The sequence below is a fragment of the Rhizobium sp. O111 genome (genome assembly GCF_055616315.1).
This window is the reverse complement of record NZ_JBSHXL010000002.1, coordinates 1305786-1329172: the sequence shown is the minus strand read 5'-3', so window position 1 is coordinate 1329172 and position 23387 is coordinate 1305786. Positions and strand designations below refer to the sequence as shown.

Here is a 23387-nt window from a genome sequence, read left to right as displayed (position 1 = left end):
ATGCGTCATTGATTGGGTAAAGCCGGATTGTCTCCGGCGGGGAGTGCCTCCGCCTCCTTGCGGACGCACGCGCCTTTGATGCTCTATCGTGCCCCCAGCATCGGCTGGAGGCAAAGCCTATGATGATACTTTTGCATCATCACAGAGGTGCTGCGATCGCTTATCCCATGCGTTCCGACGCGTAGGAACCGGGGCTCGCCGGAAAGACGATCGTGCGGTTGCCGTTCACGAACACCCGGTGGTGGATATGGGCGTGGATCGCGCGTGCCAGCACTTGGCTCTCGACGTCACGGCCGATCGAGACATAGTCCGGTGCCGACTGCGCATGGGTGATGCGGGCGACGTCCTGCTCGATGATCGGACCTTCGTCGAGATCGGCGGTGACGTAATGCGCAGTGGCGCCGATCAGCTTCACGCCGCGCTCGAAAGCCTGCTTGTAGGGGTTTGCGCCCTTGAAAGACGGCAGGAAGGAGTGATGAATGTTGATGATCCGCCCCGACATCTTCTCGCAGGCGGCATCCGAGAGCACCTGCATGTAGCGGGCGAGAACGATCAGCTCTGCGCCGGATTGCTCGACCACCTCGAGCAGGCGAGCCTCCGCCTGCGGCTTGTTGGCCTTGGTCACGTTGACATGGTGGAAGGGGATATCGTGATTGACCACGACCTTCTGGTAATCGAAGTGGTTGGAGACCACGCCGACGATATCGATCGGCAGCGCGCCGATCTTCCAGCGATAAAGCAGGTCGTTGAGACAATGGCCGAAGCGCGAGACCATCAACAGCACCTTCATCTTGGCGCTGCTGTCGTGGAACTCGCAGCTCATGTCGAAGGTCTTCCTGATCGGCTCGAAGCCTGTGACGATCTCCTCGATCGGCGTGCCCGCCTCGCTGGCGAAGGTCAGCCGCATGAAGAAGAGGCCGGTCTCCAGATCGTCGAACTGCGAGCTGTCGATGATATTGCAGCCCTTGTCGGCGAGGAACCCGGCAATGGCCGCGACGACGCCGCGCGTGGACTGACAGGTGACGGTAAGAACATGAGACTTCATGGGAATATCCAATTGCAGCCGACCCCGGAAGGGCGGCGGTTGATACAAGGTCGGGGCCCGAGCCGAGCCAGAGGTGGAGCGGGATCAGGCCGCCAGCAGCGACTTCAGCTTGACGTCGGCATGCGCGAGCGCCGCCGGATCGACGGTCTTGCCCGAGGCGATCAGCATTTCCGCCAACCGGATGTCGCGGGCGATGCCATTGCCCGGACCAATGCCGCTCGCCGAAAGCAGCCGCCCGTCGGCACCGATCTGGAAGATGATGAAGGCGCCCTCGCCGACCTCGCGGCGAACGGAGGTGACGGCGCCTTCGGCAAGCCCTGCCACCTGAAGCGTCAGGTCGTATTGATCAGACCAGAACCACGGAACGGCGGTGATCCGCTCGTCCGCGCCCATGAGATTGGCTGCTGCGAGCATGGCCTGCTCCTGGGCGCTGCGCCAGGATTCAAGCCGAACGCGCCGCCCGCCATAAACCGGGATCGGGAAGGAGCAGCAGTCGCCGGCGGCGAAAATATCGGGGTCGGTGGTCCTGAGGTGGTCATCAACCATGATGCCGTTTTCGATCGTCAGCCCCGCTTTTTCCGCGAGCTCGATATTCGGGATCGAGCCGATGCCGATCACCGCGATGTCGGCATCGATCGTCCGGCCGCCGGTAAGGTTGATCGAGACGCCGTCGGCACCAATCTCGAAGGTCTCGATCCGGCTCTCGCACAGGATCTCGACACCTGCCGTCTTGTGGCGCGATGCGACCGCATGGGCGATATCCTCGGGCACGCCGCGCGAGAGGATGCGTGGCAGACCCTCGATCAGGGTGACGGTAGCGCCAAGGCCGCGCGCTATAGCCGCGAGCTCGAGGCCGATGAAGCCGCCGCCGACAATCGAAAGCCGGCTACCCTCGTGCAGATACCGCTTGATCGCCAGCGCATCGGCATGGGTGCGAAGCGTCAGCACGCGCTCTGATCGTTCGGCAATGCCGGGAAGCGGACGTGGGCGGGCGCCGGTTGCAAGCAGCAGCTTGTCATAGGCGAGCTTGGTTCCATCCGAAAGCTCGACGGTCTTGCTCGATCGGTCGATTCCGATCGCGTCGGCGCCCAGGCGAACGTCTATAGCGCGCTCCTTGTAGCCATCGGCATCCATGATGAACTTCGGATCGGCGCCCTCGAGGATACCGTTCTTCGACAGCGGCGGCCGCTCGTAGGGGGGAAGCGTTTCGGCGCCCACAAGCGTGATCGTGCCGTCGAAATTGCGCTCGCGCAGCTGCAGCGCGGCACGTCCGCCGCACTCGCCGGCGCCAATGATAACGATAGAGGACATGGCTGTCTCCGTACGACCGGTTCGCTGGCTGTCAGGCGGGGATGGCGAGCAGGACTTCGCCTGCTTCGATCTTCGCCTGGTAGGTGTTGAGGCTCTTGCAGGCCGGCGGCCGGCGCGGCGTGCCGGTGCGATAGTCGAAGGCGCCCGAGTGCTTGGGACACTCGATCTCGTAATCCATCACAAGGCCATCAGCGAGGTGGATGGCCTCGTGCGAGCAGAGGCCGTCGGTGCAGAAGACCTCGTCTTCAGGTGAGCGATAGACCGCATAGGTGCGACCGCCATGGTCGAAGCGTATGACGCCTTCCTGTTCGATGTCGTCAAGGCGACAGGCCGATACCCAATTCATGATGTGCCTCCTCACTAGGCTCGGCGTTCGCCGAGATATTGAGCCCGCGAAAGGCGGGCCGATACTGTCTTTCTAAAGCCGGCGGATCCTCCTCAGGCCCGCCGTCGTCATCTTGATCTAGGCCTCGACCCGCTGCGGCTGGCCCGTTGCGAGCGAGCGCTGCACCGCCTGGGCGATCCGGTGTGCTGAAAGAGCATCCTCGCCCGAAACAGCGACCGGCCGTCCCTCGCGAACCGCGTCGACAAAGGCCTGAAGCTCGCCGGAAAACGCGCCTTCGTAGCGCTGCAGGAAGAACGGCAGCGGGTTGGGCTGAGTCTGTCCCTGCGCCGATCGCGTGACAACCCGGGCAGGCGTCATGTTCTCGCTCTCCAGCGATGCGTCTGACCCCAGAACCTCGACGCGCTGGTCGTAGCCATAGGGCGTGGCGCGGGTGTTCTCGATGGTGCCGATTGCTCCGGAGCGGAATTTTAGCATGATCGTCGCGATATCGATATCGCCGGCCTTGCCGATCTCGGGGTCGATCACGCAGCCGCCGAATGCCGATACTTCGACCACTTCGTCGCCGGATAGAAAGCGGGCGAGGTCGAAGTCGTGAATGGTCATGTCCATGATCATGCCGCCGGACGAGCGCACATAGTCGATCGATGGCGGCCAGGGATCGCGGGAGGTGATGCGGATCGAGCGAACCTGCCCGATGCTGCCCGACTGAACGGCCTCGCGCATCGCCACGGTATTGGCGTCGAAGCGCCGGTTGAAGCCGATCTGCAGCAGACGACCCTTGTCGGCACAAACGCGAATGGCTTCGGCAATTCCCTCTTCGTCGAGCGCGAGCGGCTTCTCGCACAGGATATGCAGGCCGGCCCGCGCCGCAAGCTTCACATGCTCCAGGTGGAGTGCACTGGGAGAACCGATCACCACCGCCTCGGGCGCGCCCTCCGAAAACAGCGCTTCCAGGCTGCGCCGCGCGACAACGCCATACTGGCTTGCCAGTGTCTCGGCGCGCGCGGCGTCAGCGTCGAATACGCCGGTCACCTCCACGCCGCGCACTCTGCGCGTCAGGTTGGAGAGGTGAACCTCGCCGATGCGCCCGGCTCCGATAACCGCAACGCGGACGGTGCGTGCAGACGACACAGCGGGATGGGATGGATCAGTCATGATTTCGATGCTTCCTGTTCAGGCGCACGGCGCCTCTTCCTCCGAACATGACAAGAATATCCGTCCGCCGACGGCTTGGCGCAACGTCGATATTGACGCAATTGCATCATTCGCTAAGGTCCGGGGAATGGAGCGAGGGAGGATGTTCCGTGGCGAGAAAGCCGAGCATGGAGGACGTCGCGGCGGCGGCCGGCGTTAGCCGGATCACTGTCGACAGGGTGCTGAACGGTCGTGGCGGCGTGAAGCCGAAGACCGAGCAGCTGGTCATCGAAACCGCCAAGGCGCTCGGCGTCGACCGCGCGCTCAGCATGATCCCGACGCGCATTTTGCGGATCGGCGTGGTGCTGCAGAACAATGTGAATTCGTATTATGTGAAGCTGCGCGAAGGCTTCGTTCGCGCCGCGCAGCAATACAAGCGCTACAATATCCGCGTCACCTTCTGGTATTTCGAGCAAATCAAGGCCGACGCGGCGATCAAGACGCTGGCCAGAGCCGCCGCCGAGTGCGACGGCCTCGTCGTCATCCTGTTCGACGACCCGCAGGTGACGACCAAGGTGGAGGAATTGTCGCGCAAGCTTCCCGTCGTCACCGTGGCGTCCGACCTGCCCGGCACCGGCCGCATCGATTATGTCGGATCGAACGCCATCCAGGAGGGGCGCACGGCGGGAGCGCTCATGGGGCGTTTCCTTGGTGACGCCGGTGGCGATGTGGTCGTCATCGTCGGCCTTCACCAGCTTCTAGAGCACGACCAGCGCGCGGTCGGCTTCCGCGATATTGTCGGCCAGAATTATCCGAGCTGTCGGGTGGTCGAGACGTTCCAGAGCTATGAGCAGGAAAACATCCGCAAGGATTTTCGCGCTCTGCTGCGCCGGCATCCAGACCTGCGCGGCGTCTACAACATGTCGGTGGGAAACCCGGTTCTGGCCGAGGAGCTGAAGGCGATCGGAAAGGACCAGTCCGTCTGCGTCATCACCCACACGGTAACCCCGGAGCGGGTGGCGTTGATGGACGATGGCGTTGTCGATGCGATCATCGATCGCGAGCCCTTCATGGACGCCCGGCGGGCGATCGAAATCCAGCTCCACCATGCCGGCCGCTTCGCGGAGGAAGACATCACGCCACCCCAACGACCACAGATTTTCATCCGCGAAAACGTCCGGCTCGAGTGATTTGCAACCGCCGGTGCATCCCAATTTGATGCAAAAGTATCATTTCTCTCATTGTCAGGCGCGGCCCCTCGCATCACCCTTACCAGCCAGAAAAGTGAACACGGAAGCGAAGGAGGTCGCGCCGCTGTTTCACGCGGCGGGCGTGCTCCAGTGCCCCGCTTCACGATTTGGAGGGAGGACATGATGTTCGGCATCGACAAGAACGCAAGGCGGCAAGACTGTCCCGCCGCTGGCTGTCCCAGCATCTTCACGCAATTTCGTAACCGCGACGCCGTTGCTCGAAAGAGTTCTGCCATGCGGCAATCCTGCCCGCTCGCTTCGCGAGGGCATCGCTAGCCCACCGCCGAACGACGACTGAACCCCTTTTTTCTAAGACTGTCGACCACTCCGCTCACACCGGAGATCGCGGTTCCGTGCCCGGTCGGCAGAGGAGAAGCTTATGAGTGAAGATGTTGAACCAAGGACGCCCGCGATGCTTATCGCGGCGCGCGGCATAGAAAAATCCTTCCCCGGCGTTCATGCCCTGCGCAGTGCCCGGTTCGATCTCGCTCGCGGCGAAGTCCATGCCCTGATGGGCGAGAACGGGGCTGGAAAATCCACGCTGATGAAGATCCTGACCGGCGTCTATCAGCCAGACGCCGGCGAGATCATCCTCGAAGGCGCGCCGGTCTCGTTGCATGGGCCGAAATCGGCGCAGGCAAAGGGCATCAGCATCATTCATCAGGAACTCTACCTGATGAACCACCTGACCGCCGCGCAAAACATCTTCATCGGCCGTGAGCCGCGCATTGGCCTTGGCATGTTCGTCGATGAAACGGCGATGAACAAGGCGGCGGCAGCCCTCTTCAAGCGCATGAAGGTGGATATCGATCCGCAGGTCGAAGTCGGCGATCTCACCGTCGCGCGCCAGCAGCTGGTCGAAATCGCCAAGGCGTTGTCCTACGATTCCAAAGTGCTCATCATGGACGAGCCGACCTCGGCGCTGAATGAGACCGAGGTTGATCACCTGTTCGCCATCATCGAGGACCTGAAGTCACAGGGCGTCGGCATCGTCTACATCACCCACAAGATGGACGAAGTCATGCGCATCGCCGACCGCATCACCATCATGCGCGACGGCCAGTACATCGAGACGCTTCCTGCCAAGGAGACACCGATGTCGAAGGTGATCTCGCTCATGGTAGGCCGCGAACTGGCCGATGCCACGCGCGCCGAGGGCGTTTCAAGCGAGGAAGAGGTGCTGCGCGCCGTCGGCCTCAACCGAGGAAACGTGATCCGCGACGTGAGCTTCACGCTCCGAAAGGGCGAAATCCTGGGCTTCGCCGGCCTTATGGGGGCAGGGCGAACCGAAGTGGCGCGTGCGATCTTTGGCGCCGATCCTCTGGAATCCGGTGAGGTCCACGTTCACGGCAAGCGCGCCGCCATTCGCAGCCCGCAGGATGCGGTCCGCCTCGGCATCGCCTATCTCAGCGAAGACAGAAAGCATTTCGGTATCGTGACCCGCATGTCGGTCCGCGACAACGTCACCATGGCCTCCTGGCCGCGCTTCACCTGGGGCGGCGTCTTCATGCGCGACGGCGCGCTGGAGAAGGTCTCGGCCGAATACGTCAAGACGCTCAAGGTCAAGACCCCCTCGGTGGAGCAGGAAACCCGGCTGCTCTCGGGCGGCAACCAGCAGAAGGTGGTTATCGCCAAGTGGCTGCTGCGCGATTGCGACATTCTCATCTTCGACGAACCGACGCGCGGCATCGATATCGGCGCGAAGGCTGAAATCTACGCGCTGCTCCAGAAGCTGGCTGCACAGGGCAAGGCGATCATCGTGATCTCCTCGGAACTTCCGGAAATCCTGCGTCTGTCCCACCGCGTGGTGGTGATGTGCGAAGGCCGGATCACCGGCGAACTCGATGGCAATACCGCGACACAAGAAGCGATCATGACCCTGGCGACACGGCGCCAGGTAACGGCCGCGTAAAGGGAACACGAACATGACAGACGCAACCTTTCAACCCACCGCCGCTCACAAGTCGAGCTTCTTCTCGGCCGCGGCCTTGCAGAAGGCGGTCGCCTTCGTCGTGCTGATCGCGCTCCTCGCCTATTTCAGCATCGCCACCAACAACTTTCTCACGCAGGGCAACCTGATCGGCATCATGCAGGCGACCGCGGTCAACGGCGTGCTTGCCGTCGCCTGCACCTTCGTCATCGTCTCCGGCGGCATCGATCTTTCGGTCGGTACCTTGATGACCTTCTGTTCGGTCATAACCGGCGTGCTTCTGACCTTTCTCGGCCTGCCGATGCCGCTCGGCATCATCGGCGCGCTGCTGACCGGCGCCTTCTGCGGCGCCATCTCCGGCATCGTCATCGCCAAGTTCAAGATCCCGCCCTTCATCGCCACGCTCGGCATGATGCTGATCCTGAAGGGGCTGTCGCTGGTCATCTCGGGCGTCAAGCCGATCTACTTCAACGACACGCCGAACTTCCCGATGATCTCGATCGACTCCTTCGTGGGTCAAATCGTTCCGGGTCTCGAAATTCCGAACGGCGTGCTTATCCTCTTCGTCGTCGCCATCATCGCCTCGATCATCCTCAACCGGACGCTGCTTGGCCGCTACATCTTCGCGCTCGGCAGCAATGAGGAAGCGGCGCGTCTTTCCGGTGTCAATGTCGACCGCTGGAAGATCGTCACCTATGCGCTCGGCGGTCTCGTCTGCGGCATCGCCGGACTTCTCATCGCCTCGCGTCTCAACTCCGCGCAGCCGGCGCTCGGCCAGGGCTATGAGCTCGATGCCATCGCGGCTGTCGCCATCGGCGGCACCTCGCTCAGCGGCGGCCGCGGAACGGTGCTCGGAACCATCATCGGCGCCTTCATCATGTCGGTCCTGAACAACGGCCTGCGCATCATGGGCGTGGCGCAGGAATGGCAGATCGTCGTCACCGGAATCATCATCATCGTTGCCGTCTTCGTCGACATGATGCTGCGCAAGAAAAACTAAGCAGGGAAGGGAGCAGCACAGGGGATTTCTGACTGTTTGGATACCAATTTCGCCGCCCGGAGGAGGGCGGCAACCATCAACGGAGGAAGACATGCAATGAAAATGAAAACCGCAATCGCCGCGCTCAGCCTCGCTTCGGCTCTGTCCGCGCCCGCCTTCGCGCAGGAACCCTACTTCGCGATCATCTCGAAGGGATTTCAGCATCAGTTCTGGCAGGCCGTGAAATCGGGCGCCGAGCAGTCGGCGAAGAAGAATGGCGTCACCATCACCTTCGAGGCGCCGGAAACGGAAGCCATGATCGACAAGCAGATTGACATGCTGAACGCCGCGATCGCCAAGAAGCCGCAGGGCCTCGGTTTCGCAGCGCTGGACTCGCAGGCGGAAGTGCCGCTCCTGAAGAAGGCGCATGAAGCCGGCATCCCGATCGTCGCATTCGATTCCGGCGTCGACAGCGATCTGCCGCTCGCGACCTGCTCGACCGACAACCTGAAGGCCGCCGCCGCCGCCGCCGACAAGATGGCGGAAGCCGTCGGCAAGGCCGGCGAGATTGGCATGCTCGTCCACGACCAGACCAGCCAGACCGGCATTCAGCGTCGCGACGGCTTCAAGAACCAGATCGAGAGCAAATATCCCGACATTAAGATCGTCGACATTCAGTACGGCGGCGACCCACTGGTGGCAACCGAAAGCGCCAAGGCCATGCTTGCCGCGCACCCCGAGATCAAGGGCATCTTCGCCTCCAACGAAGGCTCGGCGATCGGCCTCCTGCAGGCGGCGCGCGAAAGCAAGGCGAAGATCATCGCCATCGGCTTTGACTCCGGCAAGCAGCAGAGGGCCGCGATCGCGGACGGGACCGAATATGGCGCGATCACCCAGAACCCTGTCGGGATCGGTGAATGCGTCGTGGATTCGCTCGCCAAGGCGATCAAGGGCGAGAAGCTCGACAAGGTCATCGACACCGGCTTCTACTGGTACGACAAGAGCAATCTGAGCGACCCGAAGGTTTCGGCCGTTCTCTACGATTGATCCTCCCCCGCGGTGGCTTTTAGCCGGGCCACCGCCCATTTTTCCGGTTCGCATTGCCGAACCATGGAGAGCCCATCTTCTCCCGCGCCCATCCGGCCCCTCCAGCCCAAGGCGCACAAACGGCGGTACCCAGGCGACGTTCTCCCCGCCTCGGTGCCGCCGTTTTTCGTTTTCGTCCCGCCAACTCACGCTTGCTTGATCCCGCGAACTTGGGAAAATAATGAGAAAACGTTTTCTCACGTTGACTTTGCATTTGAGAAACGCTTTTCTCACCTCCGCGAGAAGGAGGAGATCGCGTGGTCGCTCGGAGCAACCGTGTCACAATTCATGACGTCGCCAAGGCTGCGGGCGTCAGCGTTTCGACCGTGTCGAAGGCGCTGAACGATACCGGCCGGATGGCGTCGGAGACGCGCGAGAAGATCAAGTCGATCGCAGCCGATGTCGGCTTCCGGCCGAATGCATTGGCCCGCAGCCTTCTCTTCAACAGAAGTTTCACTGTGGGGCTCCTCACCAACGATACCTACGGCCGTTTTACGTTGCCGGTGATGTCCGGAATTTCCGAAGCGCTGGTCGATCATGGCGTCTCGGTTTTTCTCTGCGCCATCGAGGATGATCCAGCACTCGCCAAGGTTCATGTCGACGCCATGCTGGATAAGCAGGTGGATGGCATCATCGCGACGGGCAAGCGGATCGACAGGTCTCTCCCGGTCGATCTCGCTGGCCTGCCGGTGCCCGTTGTGTACGCCTTCACCGAGGGCGTGCCGGGAAGCGTCGTGCTGACGGCGGATGATTCAGATGGCGCGCGGCTCGCCGTCGAGCGGCTTCGCAAGGTCGGGCGTAAAAGGATCGTCCATGTGACGGGTCCCGACAGTTTCGTCTCGGCTGTAGAGCGCGCCGATGCCTTTCGCCAGGCCGTCGGCCCGGATGCGCTCGTCGTGCACGGCGCATGGACGGAGGCCTGGGGGCATGAGGCCGTTGCCATTCTTTGGGGCGACGACAAGCCGACGCCTGACGGTATCTTCTGCGGCAACGATCAGATTGCAAGGGGCGTGGTGGATGCCTTGCGCGAACGAGGCGTTCGCGTGCCCGAGGATGTGTCGATCATCGGTTTCGACAATTGGGAGATCTTCGCCGACCAGACGCGGCCGGCGTTGACGACGGTCGACATGAATTTGAAGGAGCTCGGCCGAACGGCCGGGCTGACGATCTTGGATCTTGCCGAGGGCCGAATTGTCGAGCCCGGTCTGCGCAAGCTTCCATGCAAGCTCGTTATTCGCCAGTCCTGTGGTGGAAACCGGGAAATCTAAAGGGAGGCGGGGCGCGGTTGCCCCAATGATTGGAGGAAATCATGCATAAGAGAATGCTTGCAGCGACGGCATTGCTGTCGATGTTCCTGGCCTCGGCGGCATCCGCCGAAACCGTCAGCATGTGGGTGCGTTCGGGCAGCGGCGGCGGCGCCTTCAAGGCGGTGATCGACGCCTACAACGCGGCCAATCCCGACAAGGTCGAACTCACCGAAATCCCCTCGGACCAGATGGTCCAGAAATACGCCACCGCGGTTGCTGGCGGGCAGGCGCCAGACGCGATCTCGCTGGACCTGATCTACACCCCGTCCTTCGCCTCCGCAGGCCAGCTTGAGGACATGACGGATTTCGCCAAGTCGCTGAGCTACTTCAACGCGCTGGCGCCCGCGCATGTCAAGCAGGGCACCTATGAGGGCAAGGTGTACGGCCTGCCGCTTCTGGTCGAGACCTCCGTCTTCGCCTGGAACAAGGGCCTGTATAAACAGGCTGGCCTCGATCCGGAAAAAGCCCCTGCGTCATGGGAAGAGATCGCTTCCAATGCCGAGAAAATCCATAAGCTCGGTGCCGATAATGCGGGCTTCTATTTCTCGGGCGGCGGCTGTGGCGGCTGCATGATCTTTACATTCGCACCTCTCGTGTGGGGTGCCGGCGCGGATATCCTCTCTGAGGATGGAAAGACCGCGACACTGGATATTCCCCAGATGCGAAAGGCCGTCGAAGACTATCGTACGATCGTCAAGTCGGGCGCCGTGCCTGCCAGTGCCGCGACCGATAACGGTGTGGACTTTCTGAAGTTCCTCGGCGGCAAGATCGGCCAGCAGAGCCTCGGCGCTTTCGCCATCGGCACGATGATCACGCAGCATCCGGAGCTCGACTTCGGCGTGGCGATGATCCCCGGCGTCGACGGCAAGCCGTCCTCCTTTGCCGGTGGCGACAATATCGTCGTTACCAAGGGCACGCCGCATGTCAGCCAGATCCAGAAGTTCCTGGAGTTCGTCTATTCCGAGGAGGGGCAGACGATCATGGCCAAGAACGGCAGTCTGCCGACGCGCACCGATATCGCCGAGCAGGTCCTGAAGGGACAGGATCCGCGCCTGCTCGTGGCCGCCGAAGCGATCAAGGTCGCCAAGACGCCCTACACGCTGCAGTTCAACGACCTGATCAACAGCCCGAACAGCCCGTGGTCGCAATTCATCAACGCCGCCATGTTCGGCGATGATGTCGACGGCGCATTCGCCAACGGCCAGGCCGACATGCAGTCGATCATCGACAGCGCGCAATAATGCTTCAGGACGGGATCGCGACCCGATCCCGTCCTGTCATTCCCCAAAATAGAACGAGATCAAAGATGACGACTGAAATCATCTCCGTCTCTCCGAAGCGCAGGCGGCGGCGGAGAGGGGGCTGGCGGGGCGTTGCCTATATCGCGCCCGCAATCGCCCTGGTGACCGTGTTCTTCGTGTTGCCGCTGCTGTTCACCGTCTGGATGAGCCTGCACCGCTGGCCGCTCATGGGATCGCCGCGCTGGATCGGCATCGGCAACTACACGCGCATGTTCAACGATCCGCGTTTCTGGACATCGCTCGGCTTCACCGCGCAATACACGCTTGTTGTCACGATCGCGATCTTCGCGCTGGCGTTTCCCCTTGCCTTTTTCGTCGACAAGCCGCGCCGCTTCGTGTCGGCGTATCGAACGATTGTTTTCCTCCCCGTGGTCATCGGCCTGGCTTCGGCGTCGCTTCTTTGGGTCTGGCTTGCGAACGTGGATAGCGGCTTGTTCTCGCCCGTCTTCGAAATGCTGGGCCTCACCCAAGGGCGGCGCAACCTGCTTGCGACCTTTGACAGCGCCTTCCTGACGATCATCGTCATGGTCGTGTGGAAGGTCGCCGGCTTCACGATGATCATTCTTCTGACCGGCCTTCAGGGCATTCCCTCGGAGCTGACCGAAGCTGCGCGCATCGATGGCGCCGGAGCCTGGCAGCGCTTCCGCCACCTGACGCTGCCCTTGATGCGCAGAACCATGGCGCTCGCGCTCATCCTGTCGGTCACCGGATCGATCCTCGCCTTCGACCAGTTCTACATCATGACATCAGGTGGACCGCAAAACCGCATGATCTCGATCGTCTACTACATCTTCAATCAGTCCTTCGTGTCGTTCAATCTCGGCTACGGCGCGGCTCTTTCCATCGCGCTGCTCGTCATCCTGGTGGCGCTCAGCATCGTGCAGCTCTGGCTGCTCAAGGTTGGGGAGGATCGTCCATGACCGGCCGCACAGCCCTTCGCGCCCGCCGCAATGCAAGGCGCGCCACAAGCTATCATGTCGCTGGTGCCGCGATCGTCTTCTTCTTCTTGGCGCCGTTTGCGATCATGCTCATGTCCTCGTTTCGCCCGCGCAGCGAAACGGCGCTGCCGCCATGGCCGCTCACCGGCATCAGCGAATTCAGCGTCGATGCCTACCGGACACTCGACACGTTCGGTGCCGGCATCTGGCATCATATGCTGAACTCGCTGATCGTCTCGGTCGCGACGGTGGTGCTCACGGTGGCGATCAGCCTGCTCGCCGGCTACGGCTTCTCGCGCTACCGATTCCCGTTCAAGAACGTGCTGTTCATCCTGATCATCGCCACCTTGATGATCCCGTTCCAGTCGATCCTGACGCCGCTTTTCATCATTCTCTCCCGGCTGGGGCTGAACAATTCGCTGTTCGGGCTGACGCTCGTCTACGTCACGCTACAGCTGCCCTTCTCCGTCTTCATGATGCGCAATGCGTTCGACGCTGTGCCCAAGGAGATCGAGGAAGCCGCCCGCATCGATGGCGCGCGCGATCTCGGTCTTCTCGCCCGCGTGCTGTTTCCGCTGGTGCTGCCGGGTGTCGTCACCGTCGCGATCTTCGCCTTCCTCAATGCCTGGAACGAGTTCTTCGCGGCACTCGTGCTTTTGTCCAGCAACGAGAAATTCACGCTGCCGGTGCTGATGACTGCGGTGCGCTCATCCAGAATGGGCGCCATCGATTGGGGCGCGGTGCAAGCCGGCGTCGTCGTCATGGTCATCCCCTGCCTGCTCGTCTTCCTGCTTTTGCAACGCTTCTACATGCGCGGCCTGATGGCCGGCGCCGTCAAATAATTCAAAGGAGAATTTGAAACATGACTACCGAAAACAAGAGCCAGTTCCGCCCGGTCGCGGTTCCCGATGTCGAGCTCAATGGCTTCTGGGGCAAGTGGCAGGATGCGGTATGCGATTCCACGGCGGCGATCCTGCTTGATCGTTGCGAAAAGGCCGGCATGATCCAGGCGATCGATGTCAACCAGCCGAGCCTGGGCGTCGTCATCCCGATCGACGAGAAATGGACCGGCTCGACCCAGATGTTCTGGGATTCCGATCTCGGCAAGTCAATCGAAACCATCGCCTACTCGCTCTATCGCAAGCCGAATGCCGAGCTTGAGGCGCGCGCCGACGCCATCATCGACATGTACGAAAAGCTGCAGCAGGAGGACGGCTATGTGAACGCCTGGTTCCAGCGCGTGCAGCCCGGCAAACGCTGGACCAATCTGCGCGACCACCACGAGCTCTATTGCGCCGGCCATCTCATGGAAGCCGCCGTCGCCTATTACCAGGCAACCGGCAAGCGCAAGCTGCTCGATATCATGTGCCGCTATGCCGACCACATGATCACGGTCTTCGGCCATGGCGAAGGCCAGATCCCCGGCTACTGCGGCCACCAGGAAGTGGAACTTGCGCTGGTAAAGATGGCGCGCGTCACAGGCGAGCAGAAATACCTCGATCTCTCCAAGTTCTTCATCGACGAGCGCGGCCGGCAGCCGCACTTCTTCACCGCCGAAGCCATTCGCGGCGGTCGCGATCCTAAGGACTATGTGCACAAGACCTATGAATACAGCCAGGCGCATGAACCCGTGCGCGAGCAGGAGAAGGTCGTCGGCCACGCCGTGCGCGCCATGTACCAGTATTCCGGCATGGCCGACATCGCGACCGAATATCATGACGATACGCTGACGAACGCGCTCGAGACCCTCTGGGATGACCTGACGGTCAAGCAGATGTACGTCACCGGCGGCATCGGCCCGGCGGCGATCAACGAGGGCTTCACCGATTATTACGACCTGCCCAACGACACCGCCTATGCCGAAACATGCGCCTCCGTCGGCCTCGTCTTCTGGGCAAGCCGCATGCTCGGCCGAGGTCCGAACCGCCGCTATGCCGACGTCATGGAGCAGGCGTTGTACAATGGCGCGCTGACCGGCCTTGCGCTCGACGGCAAGACCTTCTTCTACGACAACCCGCTCGAGAGCACCGGCAAGCATCACCGCTGGGTCTGGCACCGTTGCCCCTGCTGCCCGCCGAACATTGCCCGCCTCGTCGCCTCCGTCGGCTCCTACATGTACGCGGTCGCAGACAACGAGATCGCCGTTCATCTTTACGGTGAGAGCAGCGTCAAGGCCAAGCTCAAGGGCGGCAACGTCAAGCTGACGCAGCACACCGATTATCCGTGGAATGGCGATATCCGCATCGACGTGGATGTCGACGGCACGGCCGAATTCGGCCTCGCGCTGCGCATTCCCGAATGGGCCGAGGGCGCTTCGCTGAAGGTGAATGGCGAGACGGTCGATCTGGCCTCGTCGGTCATCGATGGCTACGCGCGGCTCAGCCGCGCCTGGAAGAAGGGCGATGTCATCGCGCTCGATCTTCCGCTGGAGCTGCGCCCGCAATACGCCTCGCCGAAGGTCCGCCAGGACGTCGGCCGTGTCGCACTCGCCCGCGGCCCGCTGATCTATTGCGTCGAGGAAACCGACAACGGCCACGATCTCAACGCCTTCGTCGTCCCGCAAAAGCTCGCCGGTCACCGGACGAAGACGATCGAAGGGCTGAACGGCGCGGTGGCGGTCGAGCTCGACGTCTCCAGGGAAGACGCCAGCGGCTGGAACGGTTCGCTCTACCGCACCCGTCCGGCAGAGCAGGTGCCGGCAACCGTCACGCTCGTGCCCTATCATCTCTGGGACAATCGCGAGCCGGGCGCCATGCTGGTCTGGCTCCAGACCGGGAAGTAGGCTGATGGTCTCGATGGAAACAGCAAGCGTCTCGCTCAAGGACGTGCGAAAATCCTATGGCAGCCTGCCTGTCGTGCACGGCATCGATCTCGATATCAAGGAGGGGGATTTCGTCGTTTTCGTCGGCCCCTCCGGCTGCGGAAAATCGACCCTGCTCCGGATGATCGCCGGCTTGGAGGAGGTGACCGATGGCGAGATCAGCATCAAGGGGCGGGATGTCACCGATCTCGACCCTTCCGATCGCGGCATCGCCATGGTCTTCCAGTCCTACGCGCTTTATCCGCATATGTCGGTGCGGGAAAACCTCGCATTCGGCCTGAAGATGGCAAAGACCGACGCGGCGGAAATCAAGCGCCGCGTCGACGAGGCGGCCGGTATCTTGAAGATCGACCATCTTCTCGATCGCCGCCCCGGCCAGCTCTCCGGCGGTCAGCGGCAGCGCGTGGCCATCGGCCGCGCCATCGTTCGCGAGCCCGATGTCTTCCTGTTCGATGAGCCACTGTCGAACCTCGACGCGGAACTGCGCGTCTCGATGCGCATCGAGATTGCCAGGCTCCATCGCGAGCTCGGCAACACCATGATCTATGTGACGCACGATCAGACCGAGGCAATGACGCTGGCCGACCAGATCGTCGTGCTTCGAAACGGACGGGTCGAGCAATCGGGATCGCCACGGGAGATCTACGAGAACCCGTCCAACATGTTCGTCGCCGGCTTCATCGGCTCGCCCAGGATGAATTTCCTGAAGGCGGTCGCTCAGGGCAATGGAAGTTTCGACATTGCGGCGAAGAGCTTCGCGGATCAGGGACTGCCGGCGAGTCTTCAGCGCGGAACGGAGTTCATGATCGGCATTCGGCCGGAGCATATCGTTATCGGCGAGGCCGGCGATCGGTCGATCGCGGCGCGCGTCGAGTTCTTCGAATATCTCGGCGGCACGCGCTACATCTACTGCGCGCTCGAAGACGGGCAGAACCTCGTCGTCGAGCAGAGGGCAGGGCCCGACATCGAGCCCGGCGCAGTGATCGCGCTCGATCTGTCGTCCAGCCAGCGGCTGTTCTTCGATGCCGAGGGAGGGCGTCTGCGCGCTTAGAGGCTCTCAGGCTCGGGCGAGCGGGAACAGCTTCCCTCGGAAAAGAAGCACGATTGTTCCCGCCGCCAACAGGGCGATTGCTGCGGTCACCAGCCAGAGCAACGGCATGGCGAGCGTCGACAGGATCCCCTGTTCGCCGCGGGCGACCATGCGGATCAGATCGGTGGCGAGCGCGGTCAGGCCGAAGGAAAAGGCCCAATAGGACGCAGCGAATGGCTGTTTCATGACCCATGGCAGAAGACGAAGCGCCAGAAGCAGCTGCAGCATGGCGTAGCCCACCATGGCATGCGCCAGCAGATCCGGGGCTCCGCTCGTGACGCTCAGATAGGCGGCGGCGCCGACTGCCGGTGGTGCGAGCTGGATGCCGATCGTCGGACGCAGGGGCTCGGCCAGTTCCGCTGCATTGAGCAGCCGGTTCAGGATGACGGATTCCATCGCCAGCCACGAGAAGAAGCCCGCGCCGAAGGCCAGTTGCGCCAGATCGGAATAGCCGAGTGCCGCGCCGACGATAGCCGCGACATAGCATCCGGCAACCGTCGGGAGATAGAGCACCGGCGTCGTCGTCGTCGGATCGCGCCCGCCCTGCCACAAGGCACCCGTCCGCCATATCGCGAAGGCGAGCGTCCAGAGCAGTCCTATCCAATAGAATGCGAGCGCCAGCGCGCCGGAAAACGGCGCGGCCATCGCTGCGCAAAGCATGGTGGCGACACCGATGAGGCCGATGAAGCAGCACTGGACGGGATGCTCGATTTCCTTGCGCGCCTCCTCGGTGAAGAGGATCCACTTCAATCCATAGAGAAAAATGAGAACGAGCCAGACGGCGAGCGCGAGAAGCGCAATGCCATCTCCGACAGTTGTGGGAAGCGCGACGTGCCCGGCGGCCGCGCGCCAGGCGTTGGAAAGGCCCGCTATGCCGAGCACGATGCCGAAAGCCGATGCGGGAACGACAGGAAGCCGCCTTCCAGTGGCTGCGGTCGCCTGATCAGGTTGCGATGGCATTGCGGTCATGTGGACTCCGAGGCTGGAACGGATGGTTACGACGACTGAAATGCGATCTGGCTGACGACGATGCCCCCGCCAAGGCTTCGGCCCGGGCCCACGGTATAAAGAGCCTGTTGTATCAGTATTGCAACGAACGGCGCGACCAAATCATCGAAATTCTGCGAGACCCTCTCAATGCCTCTGTGGCAGCGACTCTTTGCCCCGGCCTGCTGGGGCCTGGATGGCTTGCGCTGATCGACCGTAACGTCCTAATACGCGGCCGCGTAATTTAGACGAGGCCGTTTTAAGCATGAAGTCGAAGTCCAGCCGTGCATCACACGAAGCGATCGCGCTTGCCGCTGATGTCAGCGTCAGCACGGTCGATCGTGTCCTGAACGAACGCGGCGGCGTTACGGAGGAGAAGGCGCGTCGCGTCGTCGAGGCTGCGGCGAAATTGGGCTTCGTGCGGGTTCTTCCCGAGATCTGGCACACGACGAAACGCATCGAAGTGATCCTGCCAAAGAATTCGACGCCGTTCTGGCAATCGCTGGATGATGCCTTTGTCCGCCACGGTGCCGCGCTGCCGCGGCACTATGTGATGCAGAGGACGCACTTAAGAGAGAACGATGCCGCGCTTTGGCGACGCGCCATCCTCAATCCTGTGGCGCCGAGGGCTGCCTTGATCATAGCGGCTGATGCCGGAGCCGAAATCGCGCCTGCCTTGCAGGAGGTCATGGACCGGGGCGAGATTGTGGGGACATTGACGACGGAGATTCCGGGCCTGTCCGGCCACACGCATAGCGGCATCGACAATCTTGCCGCCGGTCGCACGGCCGGCAAGCTGATGGCAGGACTGCTTCGGCGCGAAGGCGTGCTGGCCGTTTTGCCGCCACATGAGCGGCGTGTCGAACATACACAGAGGATCGAAGGCTTCCGCCAGATGGTCGCGGATCGGTTCGAGGTACAGGTACATCCGACCTACGATCGCAATCACAAACTATCCAGCCTTGTGACAAACCTGCTCGATAAACACGGTGTGGTGGGGATTTATGACACTGGCCACGATTCGGTCGAAATCGGCGAGACACTGAGAAGGCGTGCCGATCGGCCGGTCTGGATCGCGCACGAGAAGAGCAGCGTTCACCAGTCATATCTGAAAACGGGGGTTCTAGACTTCGTGCTAGATCAGGATCCGAATCAGCAAGCATCTCATGCATTGCTTGATGTTCTGCACCGGTGTCGCGAAGAAAAGTTCATGCTCGTGCCGGTTCAGAAGCCGGAACTGAGGATTTACTGTAGCGAAAATCTCTAAGAGAGCGGCACGAAACCCAATAGTTGACAATGCGCAAACTTGATGGACTTCCATCAAGGAACATTGTTGCTGCATTGCAGCAGCCGGATTAGTCCTTTTGTCGCAGCGCACAAGACATCTTGTCGCGGGTGCTGCGAATTCGCCAATGGGCAAAACCAATTCTCGGACGCCGTAGTGGCATCGTCGATGCAAATCGAAGGGTGCCATTGTTTGAAGCGTTCGTCGGGACACGGCATATGGAAGACAAATCACTATCAACTTTGAAGCTCGGCAGACGCGGTGTGCTCGGCCTGGGCATCGCGGGTGTCACTGCGGTTGCGTTCGGCATCTGTCCCGGCGCGGCTTTCGCGCAGGAAGCTATTGACGAGAAGGCTTTTCTGGCGCTTTCGCAGCGCCTGACCAATCGTGCCACGCTTGATGCGCAAATCTCGGCACGCGCATTCGCCGCGCTTTCGGCCGAGGATGCGTCGTTTCCGGCAGCAGCCCTGAAGCTCAGCCAGGCGATGGAGCAGGCCGGTCTCACCGACATGCGCAACTTCAAGGAATTTGCGGCCGCTCATCCGGATCTGTCGCCGACGGCGATGAAGATCATCTCGGCCTGGTATCTCGGCTACACAGGCACGCCCGAAGGCGAAGCCAATCATGACGATGCCCGCTTCGTCGCCTTTGCCGGCGCGCTGATGTACGAGCCGACCAAGGACGTCACCATCGTTCCCACCTATGCACGCGGACACACCAACTACTGGGTCGAACCGCCGGCAAGCCTCGCTACCGACTAACCTCCCTCCCTCTCCCAATTCAACTCATTGATAAGCTGGCCTCTTCCGGGACCGGCCAGCCCAGGATATTGTCATGGCTACCCAATACGACGCCGATGTGATCGTCATCGGCTCCGGCGCGATCGGCAGCAACGCCGCGCATCTGCTTGCTCAACGCGGCAAGTCCGTCATCATTCTCGAAACGGGGGAGTGGATCCCGCGCTGGAAGATCGTCGAGAACTTCCGCTCCTCGCCGCGCAAGAACAACCTCAACGATCCGTATCCGACATTCCCCTGGGCGATGTCCTCCTTTGATAAGGATTACATCGAGAACACCGGCAATTTTCACTACGTCCCCTATCAGCTGTCGCTGGTCGGCGGCACGACGTGGCACTGGGCGGCGGCGACCTGGCGCTTCCTGCCGAACGACATGAAGATGAAGTCGCTCTATGGCGTCAGCAATGACTGGCCGATGGAGTATTCCGACCTCGAGCCCTGGTACGATCTGGCCGAATACAATCTCGGCGTCGCCGGCAGCGACACCGACGACCAGTCCGGCCACGGCGGTGGTGCGCACCCCCCGCGTTCCAAGCCGTATCCGGTCACGGCTGAAGGCGAAACCTATTACTTCCAGCGGCTGAAGGAGCGCATCGGCGCCGAAGGCTACAATTTCATCCACGAGCCAAACGGTCGTACCAACAAGCCGTATGACGGCCGTCCGGCCTGCTCGGGCAACAACAACTGCATGCCCGTCTGTCCCATCGGCGCGATGTATTCGGGCGATGTGCATGCCCGCCACGCCCAGGATGCCGGCGCCAAGATCATCACGAACGCCACGGCCTACAATCTGGAAAAGGGCGAGGGCGGCAAGATCGTCGCCGTCCACTACCGCACGCCGACGGGCGACGACGTCCGGCTGACGGCGAAGGTCTTCATCGTTGCCGCCAACGGCATCGAGACGCCGAAGCTGCTGCTCCTTTCCGACGTCGCCAACTCAAACGACCTGGTCGGCCGCCATCTGATGGACCATTCGGGTATCAGCCTGATCTTCACCGCCGACGAGCCGCTCTGGCCCGGTCGTGGTCAGGTGCAGCAGGGCGCGATCTTCAAGTGGCGTGATGGTGACTGGCGCGGCCAGCATTCGGCCATCAAGCATGCGCCGCACAACAACGTGCCGAACCGCGACGTCGCCGAAATGCTGATCAAGCAGGGCGTTGTCGGGCCGGAACTCGACGAGCAGATCCGCCATCTCTCCGCCCGCTGGGTGGTTATCGAAAGCATGTTCGAAACCCTGCCGCGCGCCACCAACCGCGTGACGCTGTCGACGACGAAGAAGGACGCGCTCGGCATCCCGACGCTCTCCTTCAACTACGATCTCGACGGCGACGAATATGTCGAAAAGGCACGCGATCTGTGCATGGAAGACTACGGCACGTTCGTGCGCGCCATGGGCGGCAAGGTCATCAACGACAAGACCGGCTGGCAGAACCACGCCCACGTCATGGGCACCGTGATGATGGGCGCCGATTCCAAGACCTCGGTGACCAATCACGAGGGCCGCACCTGGGATCACGATAACCTGTTCCTGTCGACGACCGGCCTCCTGCCGTCGTCGAGCGTTCTCAACCCCACCCTTGCCGGTATCGCGCTCGGTCTGCGCACCGCCGACATCATCTCCAAGGAGGTCTGAGATGCGCAACACGATCCTTTCGCTCTCGGCCGCCGTCGGCGCTCTCGTCTTCTCCGCTATGCCGACCTTCGCGCAGGACGCCGACCTCAAGGCTCTCATCGAGCGTGGGCACGCGGTGTCCATCGCGTCCGACTGCATGGCCTGCCACAGGACTGCGGCGCCCGACGGCAAGCCGTTCGCCGGCGGCTACACGATCGCCTCCCCGATGGGCCCGATCGTCGCGCCGAACATCACTCCCTCCAAGGAGTTCGGCATCGGCAACTGGACGGAAGCGCAGTTCATCGATGCGGTCAGAAACGGTGTCGCCCCGCGCGGCCATCTCTACCCGGCCATGCCCTATACCGCCTATCGCGGCATGACGGATGAAGACATCCACGCGCTCTACACCTATCTCACCCACGACGTTTCGCCGGTGGACGAAGCGCCGTCGGCAAAGACGACGCTGCCATTCCCCTTCAACCAGCGCATCGCGATGTTCGGCTGGAACCTCCTGTTCAACCGTGCCACGCCGTTCGATAGCGCGGCGGTCGCGCCGGGTGCCGCCGAGCGCGGCAAGTATCTCGTCGATGCGCTCGCCCACTGCGGCGCCTGCCACACTCCGCGCAACACTTTCATGGCTGAAGATGCCGGCCAGTATTTTGGCGGCGGCGATGTCGGCGGCTGGCATGCGCCGAACATCACGTCTGATCCGATCAGCGGCATCGGCGGTTGGAACACGCAGGAAATCGTCGCCTACCTGAAGCACGGCAATGCCGTCGGCAAGTCGCAGGCCGCGGGACCGATGGCCGAGGCGGTCGAGCACAGCTTCCGCCATATGTCGGATGAGGATCTGACGGCGATGGCCGTGTACCTGAAGACGGTGCCGCCGATCCGCGCCGCCGGTCAGACCGTGCCGGCCTTCGCGCACAACGATGCGAAGCCTGACGATATAGCCAAGCTCGACTACGCGATCGACCGCTCGCCGGCCGCTATGCAGAATGGTTCGTCGGTCGATGGCCAGGAGCTCTATGTCAGCGCCTGCGCAACCTGCCACCAGCTGAATGGCTCGGGCACGGAAGACCAGTTCTATCCGTCTCTGACCAGCAACCGCGCAACCGGCGGCCTGACGGCAAGCAACCTGGTCATGGCGATCGTCGAGGGCATTCACCGCCCGACGAACGACGTCACCGTGGCGATGCCGGCCTTCAAGAACCAGCTGACCAACGCGCAGATCGCTGCCGTCTCGAACTATGTTCTGGCGCGCTTCGGCAATGATACGCTGAAGGTGAGCGAGCAGGACGTCGTCACATTGCGCAATGGCGGCGAGGTGCCGCTGCTGATCAAGGCGACACCCTGGCTGATGTGGGGCGGCGCCTGCGCGGCAGCCATCGTCCTGATCCTGCTGATTGGGCTGTTCCTGCGCAGGAAGCCGGCGGTAGCCTGATTTTCTAAAGATAAAGGCGCCTCTCCTCCTACGCGGAGGGGCGCCTGAACTGCTTCGTCGGGGCCGAATTCCCGCCGTCTGCGGTCGGTACTCGCCTGATACCGTCCGATCGTCCGTCTTGACGGCGGAGGGATTATTCCGGCGGTTGTTCGACAGGGCTCGCCGAACTGATCTTCTTCAGCAGGCTCTTCAACTGCGCGAGTTCATCGGCGTCAAATTGACGAAACTGCGCCATATGCACCTCCAGTAAGGGTGCATCGATGTTCGTCAGAACCTGGTTGCCGGTCTCCGACAGGACGACCCTGACGATACGACGATCGCTTTTATCATTTCTGCGCTTGACGAGTCGGTCGCGTACAAGGCGATCGATCAGCCTCGTGACGTCAGCGCGCGGGTCCGTCATCTGATGGCGGATCTCATTGACCGTCGCGCCGGCCGGCCCAGCGCGGCGAATTGCCCGCAACGCGTTGTACTGTTTGCCGGAAACACCGTTGGACGCAAAAAGATCGGCTACCGGCGCGCTGACAATCTCCGCTGCCCTGATCAGGAACAGATAGGCTTCCTGTTCCGTGAGAACCTTGCCGGTTTCCGCGGCGATCATCTCCGGCATGCGAAAGTCGCCGACGCTTTCAATTTCCTCAGTCAAATTCAGGGCCGTTTATCGTTTGGTGTGGGGCTTGCACATCTGAAAATACATCAAAAACAAGCGTAGCAAAGTGCGGGT

20 protein-coding genes are annotated in these 23387 nt (G+C 62.0%); 14 read left to right on the top strand and 6 right to left on the bottom strand.

The window, feature by feature from the left end:
- Positions 1-160: 160 nt before the first annotated feature.
- The 4 genes from purU to iolG all read right to left on the bottom strand — a co-directional run bounded on the left by purU (position 161) and on the right by iolG (position 3857).
- On the bottom strand, positions 161-1045 hold the full coding sequence (purU, locus tag ACVTFQ_RS25680) for a formyltetrahydrofolate deformylase (RefSeq protein WP_470424165.1): 885 nt from the start codon (positions 1043-1045) through the stop codon (positions 161-163).
- An 84-nt stretch (positions 1046-1129) separates the two neighbouring features.
- Positions 1130-2356, bottom strand: a complete 1227-nt coding sequence (locus ACVTFQ_RS25675) for an NAD(P)/FAD-dependent oxidoreductase (RefSeq protein WP_470424164.1) — start codon at positions 2354-2356, stop codon at positions 1130-1132.
- A gap of 31 nt (positions 2357-2387) precedes the next feature.
- Positions 2388-2702, bottom strand: coding sequence for a MocE family 2Fe-2S type ferredoxin (locus tag ACVTFQ_RS25670; RefSeq protein ID WP_018896640.1), 315 nt, complete (start codon positions 2700-2702; stop codon positions 2388-2390).
- Between the two features lie 117 nt (positions 2703-2819).
- Positions 2820-3857 carry an inositol 2-dehydrogenase gene (gene iolG, locus ACVTFQ_RS25665; protein WP_313760051.1) on the bottom strand — a complete coding sequence of 346 codons (1038 nt, stop codon included), beginning with the start codon at positions 3855-3857 and terminating at the stop codon, positions 2820-2822.
- Between the two features lie 149 nt (positions 3858-4006).
- On the opposite strand from iolG, the gene ACVTFQ_RS25660 reads away from it, so the two are divergent.
- The 10 genes from ACVTFQ_RS25660 (at position 4007) to ACVTFQ_RS25615 (ending at position 16499) form a co-directional block, all read left to right on the top strand.
- Complete coding sequence (locus tag ACVTFQ_RS25660; protein ID WP_313760052.1) at positions 4007-5026, top strand: LacI family DNA-binding transcriptional regulator; 1020 nt, start codon at positions 4007-4009, stop codon at positions 5024-5026.
- A 439-nt stretch (positions 5027-5465) separates the two neighbouring features.
- Positions 5466-6998, top strand: coding sequence for a sugar ABC transporter ATP-binding protein (locus tag ACVTFQ_RS25655; protein ID WP_470424163.1), 1533 nt, complete (start codon positions 5466-5468; stop codon positions 6996-6998).
- Positions 6999-7011: 13 nt separating this feature from the next.
- Positions 7012-8016, top strand: a complete 1005-nt coding sequence (locus ACVTFQ_RS25650; RefSeq protein WP_470424162.1) for an ABC transporter permease — start codon at positions 7012-7014, stop codon at positions 8014-8016.
- Positions 8017-8112: 96 nt separating this feature from the next.
- The gene (locus tag ACVTFQ_RS25645) at positions 8113-9042 is read left to right on the top strand and encodes a substrate-binding domain-containing protein (RefSeq protein ID WP_470424161.1); all 930 of its coding nucleotides are present in this window, start codon (positions 8113-8115) and stop codon (positions 9040-9042) included.
- Positions 9043-9338: 296 nt separating this feature from the next.
- Positions 9339-10349, top strand: a complete 1011-nt coding sequence (locus tag ACVTFQ_RS25640; RefSeq protein ID WP_313760054.1) for a LacI family DNA-binding transcriptional regulator — start codon at positions 9339-9341, stop codon at positions 10347-10349.
- 41 nt (positions 10350-10390) lie between these two features.
- On the top strand, positions 10391-11629 hold the full coding sequence (locus tag ACVTFQ_RS25635; RefSeq protein WP_470424160.1) for an ABC transporter substrate-binding protein: 1239 nt from the start codon (positions 10391-10393) through the stop codon (positions 11627-11629).
- A gap of 65 nt (positions 11630-11694) precedes the next feature.
- On the top strand, positions 11695-12609 hold the full coding sequence (locus ACVTFQ_RS25630; RefSeq protein WP_470424159.1) for a carbohydrate ABC transporter permease: 915 nt from the start codon (positions 11695-11697) through the stop codon (positions 12607-12609).
- The gene (locus tag ACVTFQ_RS25625) at positions 12606-13469 is read left to right on the top strand and encodes a carbohydrate ABC transporter permease (RefSeq protein WP_047504867.1); all 864 of its coding nucleotides are present in this window, start codon (positions 12606-12608) and stop codon (positions 13467-13469) included. The genes ACVTFQ_RS25630 and ACVTFQ_RS25625 overlap by 4 nt, the downstream gene beginning before the upstream one ends.
- A 20-nt stretch (positions 13470-13489) precedes the next feature.
- Positions 13490-15409 (top strand): glycoside hydrolase family 127 protein, encoded by a 1920-nt coding sequence (locus tag ACVTFQ_RS25620; protein ID WP_113177400.1) that lies wholly within the window; start codon positions 13490-13492, stop codon positions 15407-15409.
- Between the two features lie 13 nt (positions 15410-15422).
- On the top strand, positions 15423-16499 hold the full coding sequence (locus tag ACVTFQ_RS25615; protein WP_162741290.1) for a sn-glycerol-3-phosphate ABC transporter ATP-binding protein UgpC: 1077 nt from the start codon (positions 15423-15425) through the stop codon (positions 16497-16499).
- A gap of 6 nt (positions 16500-16505) precedes the next feature.
- On the opposite strand, the gene tehA is transcribed toward ACVTFQ_RS25615, so the two are convergent.
- Complete coding sequence (gene tehA / locus ACVTFQ_RS25610) at positions 16506-17498, bottom strand: dicarboxylate transporter/tellurite-resistance protein TehA (protein ID WP_470424180.1); 993 nt, start codon at positions 17496-17498, stop codon at positions 16506-16508.
- Positions 17499-17790: 292 nt separating this feature from the next.
- On the opposite strand from tehA, the gene ACVTFQ_RS25605 reads away from it, so the two are divergent.
- From ACVTFQ_RS25605 to ACVTFQ_RS25590, 4 genes are all read left to right on the top strand, one after another.
- A complete protein-coding gene (locus tag ACVTFQ_RS25605) occupies positions 17791-18792 on the top strand; it encodes a LacI family DNA-binding transcriptional regulator (RefSeq protein WP_113177403.1) in 1002 nt (333 codons plus the stop codon).
- Between the two features lie 236 nt (positions 18793-19028).
- Complete coding sequence (locus ACVTFQ_RS25600) at positions 19029-19571, top strand: sugar dehydrogenase complex small subunit (RefSeq protein WP_113177404.1); 543 nt, start codon at positions 19029-19031, stop codon at positions 19569-19571.
- Between the two features lie 73 nt (positions 19572-19644).
- Positions 19645-21240, top strand: coding sequence for a GMC family oxidoreductase (locus ACVTFQ_RS25595; RefSeq protein WP_113177405.1), 1596 nt, complete (start codon positions 19645-19647; stop codon positions 21238-21240).
- A 1-nt stretch (position 21241) separates the two neighbouring features.
- Positions 21242-22663, top strand: coding sequence for a cytochrome c (locus ACVTFQ_RS25590; RefSeq protein WP_113177406.1), 1422 nt, complete (start codon positions 21242-21244; stop codon positions 22661-22663).
- A gap of 133 nt (positions 22664-22796) precedes the next feature.
- Here ACVTFQ_RS25590 and ACVTFQ_RS25585 read toward each other — a convergent pair whose 3' ends face one another.
- On the bottom strand, positions 22797-23273 hold the full coding sequence (locus ACVTFQ_RS25585; RefSeq protein WP_470424158.1) for a MarR family winged helix-turn-helix transcriptional regulator: 477 nt from the start codon (positions 23271-23273) through the stop codon (positions 22797-22799).
- Between the last annotated feature and the right edge of the window lie 114 nt (positions 23274-23387).

Bases quoted from the DNA above. Each gene is read 5' to 3' on its own strand.
- ACVTFQ_RS25600 (WP_113177404.1), top strand. From the start codon at position 19,029: ATGGAAGACAAATCACTATCAACTTTGAAGCTCGGCAGACGCGGTGTG.
- ACVTFQ_RS25585 (WP_470424158.1), bottom strand. From the start codon at position 23,273: ATGCCGGAGATGATCGCCGCGGAAACCGGCAAGGTTCTCACGGAACAG.
- ACVTFQ_RS25670 (WP_018896640.1), bottom strand. From the start codon at position 2,702: ATGAATTGGGTATCGGCCTGTCGCCTTGACGACATCGAACAGGAAGGC.
- ACVTFQ_RS25625 (WP_047504867.1), top strand. From the start codon at position 12,606: ATGACCGGCCGCACAGCCCTTCGCGCCCGCCGCAATGCAAGGCGCGCC.
- ACVTFQ_RS25675 (WP_470424164.1), bottom strand. From the start codon at position 2,356: ATGTCCTCTATCGTTATCATTGGCGCCGGCGAGTGCGGCGGACGTGCC.
- ACVTFQ_RS25635 (WP_470424160.1), top strand. From the start codon at position 10,391: ATGCATAAGAGAATGCTTGCAGCGACGGCATTGCTGTCGATGTTCCTG.
- ACVTFQ_RS25620 (WP_113177400.1), top strand. From the start codon at position 13,490: ATGACTACCGAAAACAAGAGCCAGTTCCGCCCGGTCGCGGTTCCCGAT.
- ACVTFQ_RS25630 (WP_470424159.1), top strand. From the start codon at position 11,695: ATGACGACTGAAATCATCTCCGTCTCTCCGAAGCGCAGGCGGCGGCGG.
- ACVTFQ_RS25595 (WP_113177405.1), top strand. From the start codon at position 19,645: ATGGCTACCCAATACGACGCCGATGTGATCGTCATCGGCTCCGGCGCG.
- ACVTFQ_RS25590 (WP_113177406.1), top strand. From the start codon at position 21,242: ATGCGCAACACGATCCTTTCGCTCTCGGCCGCCGTCGGCGCTCTCGTC.
- ACVTFQ_RS25655 (WP_470424163.1), top strand. From the start codon at position 5,466: ATGAGTGAAGATGTTGAACCAAGGACGCCCGCGATGCTTATCGCGGCG.
- purU (WP_470424165.1), bottom strand. From the start codon at position 1,045: ATGAAGTCTCATGTTCTTACCGTCACCTGTCAGTCCACGCGCGGCGTC.
- ACVTFQ_RS25615 (WP_162741290.1), top strand. From the start codon at position 15,423: ATGGAAACAGCAAGCGTCTCGCTCAAGGACGTGCGAAAATCCTATGGC.
- ACVTFQ_RS25605 (WP_113177403.1), top strand. From the start codon at position 17,791: ATGAAGTCGAAGTCCAGCCGTGCATCACACGAAGCGATCGCGCTTGCC.
- iolG (WP_313760051.1), bottom strand. From the start codon at position 3,857: ATGACTGATCCATCCCATCCCGCTGTGTCGTCTGCACGCACCGTCCGC.
- ACVTFQ_RS25650 (WP_470424162.1), top strand. From the start codon at position 7,012: ATGACAGACGCAACCTTTCAACCCACCGCCGCTCACAAGTCGAGCTTC.
- tehA (WP_470424180.1), bottom strand. From the start codon at position 17,498: ATGCCATCGCAACCTGATCAGGCGACCGCAGCCACTGGAAGGCGGCTT.
- ACVTFQ_RS25645 (WP_470424161.1), top strand. From the start codon at position 8,113: ATGAAAATGAAAACCGCAATCGCCGCGCTCAGCCTCGCTTCGGCTCTG.